General features: G+C 72.8%; 6 protein-coding genes and 1 pseudogene. 2 read left to right on the plus strand and 5 right to left on the minus strand.

Annotated features, from left to right (window positions below; genetic code table 11):
* A pseudogene (locus tag LX15_RS31785) lies at window positions 1–354 on the minus strand (hypothetical protein); the annotation flags it as partial.
* Window positions 355–373: 19 nt separating this feature from the next.
* On the opposite strand from LX15_RS31785, the gene LX15_RS31790 reads away from it, so the two are divergent.
* Complete coding sequence (locus LX15_RS31790; protein ID WP_253674852.1) at window positions 374–1,486, plus strand: GlxA family transcriptional regulator; 1,113 nt, start codon at window positions 374–376, stop codon at window positions 1,484–1,486.
* Between the two features lie 149 nt (window positions 1,487–1,635).
* On the opposite strand, the gene LX15_RS31795 is transcribed toward LX15_RS31790, so the two are convergent.
* From LX15_RS31795 to LX15_RS31805, 3 genes are read right to left on the minus strand one after another with little or no spacing between them, the layout of a single operon-like run.
* Window positions 1,636–2,370: a PIG-L deacetylase family protein gene (locus LX15_RS31795; RefSeq protein WP_253674853.1), complete on the minus strand. Its 735-nt coding sequence runs from the start codon at window positions 2,368–2,370 to the stop codon at window positions 1,636–1,638.
* A 35-nt stretch (window positions 2,371–2,405) separates the two neighbouring features.
* Window positions 2,406–4,379 (minus strand): ABC transporter ATP-binding protein, encoded by a 1,974-nt coding sequence (locus LX15_RS31800; RefSeq protein WP_253674854.1) that lies wholly within the window; start codon window positions 4,377–4,379, stop codon window positions 2,406–2,408.
* A complete protein-coding gene (locus LX15_RS31805; RefSeq protein WP_253674855.1) occupies window positions 4,376–6,178 on the minus strand; it encodes an ABC transporter ATP-binding protein in 1,803 nt (600 codons plus the stop codon). Before LX15_RS31805 ends, LX15_RS31800 begins: the two co-directional genes overlap by 4 nt.
* A 338-nt stretch (window positions 6,179–6,516) precedes the next feature.
* Here LX15_RS31805 and LX15_RS31810 point away from each other — a divergent pair, with 338 nt between their 5' ends.
* Entirely contained in the window at window positions 6,517–7,401 is an 885-nt protein-coding gene (locus LX15_RS31810; RefSeq protein WP_253674856.1) for a phosphotransferase enzyme family protein, read from the plus strand.
* Between the two features lie 15 nt (window positions 7,402–7,416).
* On the opposite strand, the gene LX15_RS31815 is transcribed toward LX15_RS31810, so the two are convergent.
* A partial coding sequence (locus LX15_RS31815; RefSeq protein ID WP_253674857.1) for a transposase occupies window positions 7,417–7,749 on the minus strand: 333 nt, incomplete at its 5' end.

A 7,749-nucleotide genomic window follows, 5' to 3' on the forward strand; every position in this document is an offset into this window, starting at 1 on the left:
CTTGGCGCAGCGGACCTCCCGCCGTCGCGCGACCGTCCACACGCGAACGCCGTCCCCGGGGAAATGCCTGGCCCAGTACGTCAGCACCTCCCACGGTCCGACGGCGTCGAGTTCCTCCACGTCGTCGAACAGGACGATGCCGATCCCGATGCCGTGCCCGGCGTCGGTGCCGGTGTCGGCGTTGATTCCGGTTTCGGTGTTGATTCCGGTTTCGGTGTTGATTCCGGTTTCGGTGTTGATTCCGGTTTCGGTGTTGATTCCGGTTTCGGTGTTGATCCGGCTGAGCGGCCGTCGTTCCGTCATGGCCGCATGCTCGTCGGGACGTGTCCCCTCCGGAGGTGGCTCGATCGCCATGCTGCGCAAGGATCGGGCCATGTCTGGATCGGACACCGTCGCCGTCGACGCCGAGAGCGGTCCGGCACCCCGACACATCGCGCCCCGACACGCCGGGCGCCGGCCGTCGTCCCGGTCGTCGTCCCGGTCGCCGCACGTGGTCGTCGCGCTCGCCCTGCCCGAGGTCGTCGCGTTCGACCTGTCGATCGCCGCCCAGGTGTTCGGGCACCGCCGGGAGTCCCACTACGCCTTCGAGGTGTGCACCCCTGGTCCCCCGCTGGTCCCCACGACGACCGGGTTCTCGATCAGCGCGCCCGCGTCGCTGGACGCGCTGGCGCGCGCGGACACGGTGATCGTCCCCGGCTTCGTGGCGGACGGCGAGATCGCGCCGGATGCCCTGGTCGCGCTGAGGGCGGCGCACGCCGGGGGCGCGCGGGTGGTCTCGATCTGCACCGGCGCCTTCGCCCTCGCGGCGGCCGGCCTGCTCGACGGGCGCCGCGCGACCACGCACTGGCAGGACTCCCCGGAGCTGGCCCGGCGTCACCCGGCCGTCGAGGTGGTGGACAACGTCCTCTACGTCGACCACGGCGACATCGCCACCAGCGCCGGCGTCGCGGCGGGCATCGACCTGTGCCTGCACCTCGTGCGCTCCGACCTGGGTCAGAGGGTGGCGACGGAGATCGCGCGCCGCCTGGTGTTCGCCCCGTTCCGGAGCGGGAGCCAGGCGCAGTACGTGGCGCGGCCGCTGCCGGGCAGGACGTCCCGCGCCGGCGACGAGGACGGGCTCGGCGCGACCCGCCGCTGGGCGCAGGACCGGCTCGCCGAGCGGCTCACGCTGCACGACCTCGCGCGGCACGCCGGCTACAGCACGCGCACCTTCAGCCGGCGGTTCCGGGAGGAGACGGGCACCTCTCCCCTGCGGTGGCTGCACGAGCGACGCGTCGCCCTGGCCATGCGCCTGCTGGAGGAGACGGACCTGCCCGTGGAGCGGGTCGCGGCGCAGAGCGGGCTGGGCACCGCCGCCAACCTCCGGCTCCACCTGCGGCGGGTCGGCGGGGTGACCCCGTCCGCGCATCGTGAGGCGTTCCGGGGCACCGGTCGGGCGGCGTCGCCAGCGCGCGGGAGCGGGTCGGGCGCGCCCGCGGCCGGATGAGTCGGGGAGAAAAACCGGTGGGGCCGGTGGGGAGGACTCGCCCCGCCACCGACCCCACCGGGCCTGTCCAGTCGGCCCTGCCAGTCTACCTCCGCCGGGAGTGCCCGTTCCGCTCCTCGTGACCGCGCGCCGTGACCCCGCGCCGCAGGTCAGGGGCTGGTTCGCGGTGCCCAGAGGCGTTCGGCGCACCCGCCGGCCGTCCGCGCCACCCGGCCGGCGTGGAAGCGCATGTCCGCGATGGCCTGGGCGTCCGTCTGGCTCTCGTACACCCGCATTCCGGCGATCTTGTCGTCGAGGACAGGGGAGATGTCGACGACCCGGTCGAGGGCCAGGTTCCGCGCGTTCGCCAGGGTGTCGTCGACGGCCCGCAGGTCGTGGTGGGCGGAGTACGGGATGTCCTCGTAGTAGAGCGTCCGGTACTCGGCGTCCAGGCGGCGCGCCGCCTCGTGCACGATGAGGTGGTCGATGTGGTCGCCCATCGCCGCCGGGGCCAGGACCAGGTCGGGGGACGCGGACCGGACGGCGGCGGTCACGGCGTCGACCACCTCGTCGGTCAGCGGGTCGTCCCGCGTCGCGGCCAGCAACTCCCCCTCGTCGTCGTACCCGCGCAGGCTGGCGTCGGGGAAGTCCAGGTGCGTGTGGACGATGCCGCGCGCCGCGCAGTACCGCCGGTCCTCCTCGATCCGGACCTTGCTCACGACCTCCGCGCCGGCCGAGGCCAGCAGCGGCGACACCGTCCACTCGGAACGGCCGAACACGGTCAGCAGCGTGGCCTCGGCCGCGCCGAGCCCCGAGGCGACGAGGCCGCCGCAGGAGTAGGCGATGTCGTCCGGGTGCGGGGACAGGAGGAGGAGGTTTCCGGCGAGGGCGAGGTTCTCTGGCATGGTCACTCCCGGGCAACAGACGACGGCCGTCGACGTCAGGCGCTCGCGCTCGTGCTGGCCAGCCACGCGTCGTGCAGGGTGGCGAACCGGCCGCCGCCCTCGACGAGCGCGGCCGGCGGGCCGTCCTCCACGATCCGGCCGCGTTCGACCACGAGCACGCGGTCGGCGGCGAGCACGGTGGACAGCCGGTGGGCGATGATCAGGGCGGTCCTGCCGCGCAGCGTCGTGCGCAGCGCGCGTTGGACCGCGCGTTCGGTGGCGATGTCCATGCTGGACGTCGCCTCGTCGAGGATCAGCACGGCGGCGTCGGCCAGCAGCGCGCGGGCCAGGGCGACGAGCTGGCGTTGCCCCGCGGACAGCCGGGTGCCGCGCTTGTTGACGTCGGTGTCGTAGCCGTCGGGCAGCCGGGTGATGAACTCGTGCGCGCCGATCGCGGTGGCGGCCCGCACGATCTCCTCCCTGGTCGCCTCCGGCCTGCCGAGCGCGATGTTGTCGGCGATCGTGCCGGAGAACAGGAAGGACTCCTGGGTGATCATCGCGGTGGTGGCCCTGAGGTCGGCGTCGGCGACGTCGCGCAGGTCGATCCCGTTGACCGTCACCCGGCCCGAGGTGGGGTCGTAGAACCGGGCCAGCAGCTTGGCGATCGTGGACTTGCCCGCCCCGGTCTCGCCCACGACGGCGACGGTCTGCCCGGCGGGGATGTGCAGGTCGACGTCACGCAGGACCAGGGCCTTGTCGGGCTGGTACCGGAAGTCGACGTGGTGGAAGTCGATCGCCGCGGAGCGGACGCGCAGCGGCACCGGGTCCGCGGGCTGGGCGACGGTCGGCCGCTCCTCCAGCACGCCGGAGATCTTCTCCAGCGCGGCGTTGGCCGAGGCGTAGGAGTTGGCGAAGCGCGCCAGGTCGTCGATCGGGTCGTAGAACTTGCCCAGGTACAGCACGTACGCGGCGAGCACGCCGACCTCCAGCTCGCCGTGGATGATCCGCCAGCCGCCGACGAGCAGCACCAGGGCGATCGTGGTGTTGCCGATGAGGTTGATGCCGGCGGTGGAGTCGGCCAGGCCGTAGCCGGCCCTGACCGTGGCCTCCTGGTGCGCCGCGTTCAGCTCGTCCATCCTGCGGGAGTTGCTCCGCTCCAGCCGGTAGGCCTGCACCACGCGGATGCCGTTCATCGTCTCCACGAAGTGGCCGATGACGCGGGCGATGGTGGTGCGGGTGCGCCGGTAGAAGAAGTGGGAGCGCCTGCGGTAACGCCACGTGATCCACAGCAGTGGCACGAAGGTCGCCAGGATGACGCCGGTCAGCGGCAGGTCGAGCCACACCAGCAGCACGGCGATGGACACCACGGACAGGAACGCCCGGAACAGCCCCTCGATGCTCTCCTCCAGCAGCGTGCTCAGCGCCTGGAGGTCGCTGGTGAGCCGGGAGATGACCTTGCCGGACGTGTAGGACTCGTGGAACGACAGCGACAGCCGCTGGACCTGGTGGAACAGCCGTTGCCGCAGTTCGAGCAGCACGTCCTGGCCGATGCGGCCGGACAGCGCCATGAAGGAGTAGGTCAGGCCGGCCGAGGCGGCGCTGGACAGCAGGTACCCGGCCACCGCCCAGGCCAGGGGCCCGTGGTCGCCGCCGGCCGCGGCCGGGATGCCGGTGTCGATCACCGCGGCGATCAGCAGCGGGCGGGCCATCTCCGCGGCCGTGTCGAGGACGGCCAGCAGCAGCGCGACCACCGCGCCGAGCCGGTGCGGGCGGAGCAGGTCGAGCAGCAGCCGGCGCGACCGGCGCTGGAGTTGCCGCCCCACCCGGCGGTCCACGGTCTCGTGGTCCTCGGCGGCGACGCCGCGCCACTCCTGTCCGGTCGCCTGGGCGGGCGGCTGTCCGGTCGCCTGGGCGGTCTCCTCGCCGTCCCCGGCGCCGGTCGGCCGGGCCGTCGCCGACCCGTCCGGCCGCTCGCCGGCCTCGCGCTGTCCGGTCCGCTCCTGTTCGGTCCACGTCTGGGGCTGGTTCATCGTCTCGCCGTCCCGGCCTCGGGGGTCCGCTCGTCCACCGGCGCCATCAGCTCGCGGTACCGGGGGCAGTCACGCAACAGGTCCTGGTGGGTGCCCACCGCCGTCACCCGGCCCTCGTCCAGCACGGCGACCCGGTCGGCGAGCTGCACGGTGCTGGGCCGGTGGGCGACGACCAGCGCGGTGACGCCGCGCAGCACCTGACGCAGCGCCGCCTCGACCTCGGCCTCGGTGTGCACGTCCAGCGCCGAGAGCGGGTCGTCCAGCACGAGCACCGACGGGCGGGCCACCACGGCCCTGGCCAAGGCCAGCCGCTGCCGCTGGCCGCCGGACAGCGAGAAGCCCTGCTCGCCGATCTCGGTGTCCAGCCCGAGCGGCATCGCGTCCACGAAGGACTCCGCGTTGGCCACCCTCAGGGCCGCGCGCACCTCGTCGTCGGTGAGGTCGGCGCGGTTGAGCCGGATGTTGTCCCGCACGGTGCCGGAGAACAGCACCGGCTCCTCGAAGACGGTGGCGACGGCCCCGCGCAGCTCGGCGAGCGGCACCCGGCGCACGTCGATCCCGTCCAGGGTGATCCGGCCGCCGGTGACGTCGTAGAGCCGGCTGACCATGCCGACGAGCGTGGACTTGCCCGAGCCGGCCCCGCCCACGAGGGCGAGCGTCTCCCCCGGCCGGATCTCCAGGTCCACACCGCGCAACAGCTCGGTGTCGGCGCCGGGGTGGCGGAAGCGCACCCCCTCCATGCGCAGCTCGCCCCGCGGCGGGGTGGGCAGCGACACCGGCTCCGCCGGGTCGGTGACCGTCACCTCCGCCTCGACGAGCTGGAAGTACCGCTCGGTCGCGGCCGCCGCGTCGTTGGCCTCGGCGAGCAGGTAGCCGATCGACTCCAGCGGCCACTGGAGGTAGGCGACCACGGCGACCGCCGCGACCAGCTCACCGGCGCTCATCGTCCCGCGCGCGGCCAGGACGCCGCCGATGGCCAGCACCGCGCCCAGCGCGACCTCGGGCAGGCCGACGATGGTCGCCGTGAGCAGGCCGAGCATCCGCACCTTGCTGATCTCGGTCCCGCGCAGCAGCTCGGCGCGGGCGCGGAAGGTGGCCAGGGCCTGGCCGGCGCGGCCGAACGCCTTGAGCACCCGGATGCCCAGCACCGACTCCTCGACCTGGGTGGTGAGGTCGCCGAGCTGGTTCTGCGCGCGCAGGCTGAGGTCCTGGTACCTCGCCTCGAACACGACCGACCCGGCGACCACCGGCAGGCTGATCACGACGAAGGCCGCGCCGAGCAGCGGCGACATCCAACAGAGCACGCCGACGCTCACGACGATGGTGAAGGTGTTGACCACCAGGTACACCAGGGCGTAGCGCGGGAACCGGACGATCGTGGTCAGGTCGGACGACGCCCTGGACAGGAGCTGGCCGGAGTGCCACTGGTCGTGGAACGCCAGCGGCAGGCGTTGCAGGTGGTCGTAGAGCTGGGCGCGCATGCGCGACTCGATGCGCGCGCTCGGCCCGATGACGAGCCGGTGCCGGCCGAGGAAGAAGCCGGCCTCCAGCGCGCCGAGCAGCAGCGCCCCTCCGGTCATCCAGAGCAGGCCGGTCAGGTCCCGCCTGGCCACGGGCCCGTCGATGATCTGTTGGATCACCAGGGGGATCAGCAGGCCGCAGAGGGTCGCCGCCACCGCCGACAGGATCGCCGTGGTGAGCAGGGCGGCCTCGGGGCGGAAGTGGGGTCGCAGCCGCCACAGCGTGGCCATGGCGCTTCTTCTCCTGGCGCTTCCCGACGGCGCCGTGTTCAGGCTCATGCGGAAGTCCGAGGTCCTCGTCGTGGCGTGGTCGGCCGGACAGGGGGAAAGGGGTGGCTCCACCGGCCCGCCGGGGGTCGTGTCACGCTTCTTTCCGTCTCGCCGGTTTCACCCGTGGTCGCGGAAAACAATATCCGCTACCGTCTCCCCGGCATACCGTTTTTCGCGGGAACACCCCGGAACCCGCACCATGACAACATCGTCGCCGGTACGGTATGCATGAACGGAGACTACCCTTTCCCTGCCACCGGAGGGCGGGCATGAAAGAAACTCTCTCGCTCGGCGGTCTCGGTCTCCCCGAATCGACCCTCGTGCGGTCCCTGCGCAGTGGCGGGGAGATGACGTGGCTGGTTCGCTCGAACAGCGGATTGACGTCGGAACTGCTGGTCGTCAAAAGAAAACGCGACTATCTGAGCGAGTCCGAGTTCCTGGCGCACTGCGCGGTGCACCGCCGGCTCGCGGCGGCCGGCGGCCCGGTGCCGGCGTTGCCGGAGTCTCCGCCGGAGAACCCGGTGCGCGGGCCGGACGGGGCGCTCTACGAGATCTGGACGTGGGTGCCCGGCCGCGCCGTCGACGTGGGCAGCCCCAACGACCTGCGGGGCATGGGCGCGGCGCTGGCCGAGTTCCACCTGCTCGCCGACGGCGCGCTCGACGGGGTGGACCTCGACCCCAAGGAGCCGCACGACCGGTTCGCCAAGGCCCGCTTCCACTTCCCGCTCCTCGCCGAGGGCCTGGGCGCGCGCGGCGCGGGGCAGCACCGCGAGCTGGTCGCGCGCTGGACCGCCGCCCACCGCGCCAGCGAGGGGTCGGCGCTTCCGCCCGCCGTGCTGCACGGCGACCCGTGCCCGGAGAACGTGCTGGTCACCGACTCCGGCCGCGCGGTGCTGCTGGATCTGGACGACGTCCACCCCGGCCCCGCCGTGTCGGACCTGGCCTGGTCGCTGACCAGGGTGGGCGCGGTGGTCCCGGCCGGCGACGGCTTCCGGGACGACTGGGACGCCCCTGCCGTCACGGCCGTGCTCGACGGCTACCGGAGCCGGCGACCGCTGAGCGACGCCGAGTACGAGGCCCTGCCGCACTGGATCGTGGCCAGCCTGTGCTGCGCCGCCTCCGACCAGCTCTACGACTACGGTTGGAAGATCCCCACCGACGCCCTGCCCGCCGAGTGCGAACGGGTGCTCGCGCTGGCCGAGCCGGGCCGGCTCCCCGTCCCCACCTCCTAGGGGGTGTCCGCAAAGTCAGGGCAGCCAGAGTCGTAGGCAGGCGAGAGTGACCATGGCCTGATAATGCCGGGCTCGTTTGTCATAGCCAGTGGCCAGGGCCTTGTTGTGCTTGAGCCGGTTGAAGCAGCGCTCGACGACGTTGCGACGCCGGTAGGCCACGCGGTCGAGCCGGCATCTGCTCTCACCCCTGCACAGACGACCGTTGATCTGGTCGATCCGCTCCGGGATGGCCGCTGTGATGCCTCGCCTGCGCAGGGAGGAGCGGATCTTCGTGGACGAGTAGCCCTTGTCCGCAACGACCAGCGCGGGCCGGGTCCGCGGGCGGCCTGGCCCGCACCGTGAGAGGCG

The sequence above is a fragment of the Streptoalloteichus tenebrarius genome (assembly GCF_024171885.1).
In the GTDB taxonomy this organism is placed as follows: domain Bacteria; phylum Actinomycetota; class Actinomycetes; order Mycobacteriales; family Pseudonocardiaceae; genus Streptoalloteichus; species Streptoalloteichus tenebrarius.

Excerpts from the sequence above, each read along its gene's own strand:
- LX15_RS31790 (WP_253674852.1), top strand. The coding sequence starts at position 374 with ATGTCTGGATCGGACACCGTCGCCGTCGACGCCGAGAGCGGTCCGGCA.
- LX15_RS31795 (WP_253674853.1), bottom strand. The coding sequence starts at position 2,370 with ATGCCAGAGAACCTCGCCCTCGCCGGAAACCTCCTCCTCCTGTCCCCG.
- LX15_RS31800 (WP_253674854.1), bottom strand. The coding sequence starts at position 4,379 with ATGAACCAGCCCCAGACGTGGACCGAACAGGAGCGGACCGGACAGCGC.
- LX15_RS31805 (WP_253674855.1), bottom strand. The coding sequence starts at position 6,178 with ATGAGCCTGAACACGGCGCCGTCGGGAAGCGCCAGGAGAAGAAGCGCC.
- LX15_RS31810 (WP_253674856.1), top strand. The coding sequence starts at position 6,517 with ATGACGTGGCTGGTTCGCTCGAACAGCGGATTGACGTCGGAACTGCTG.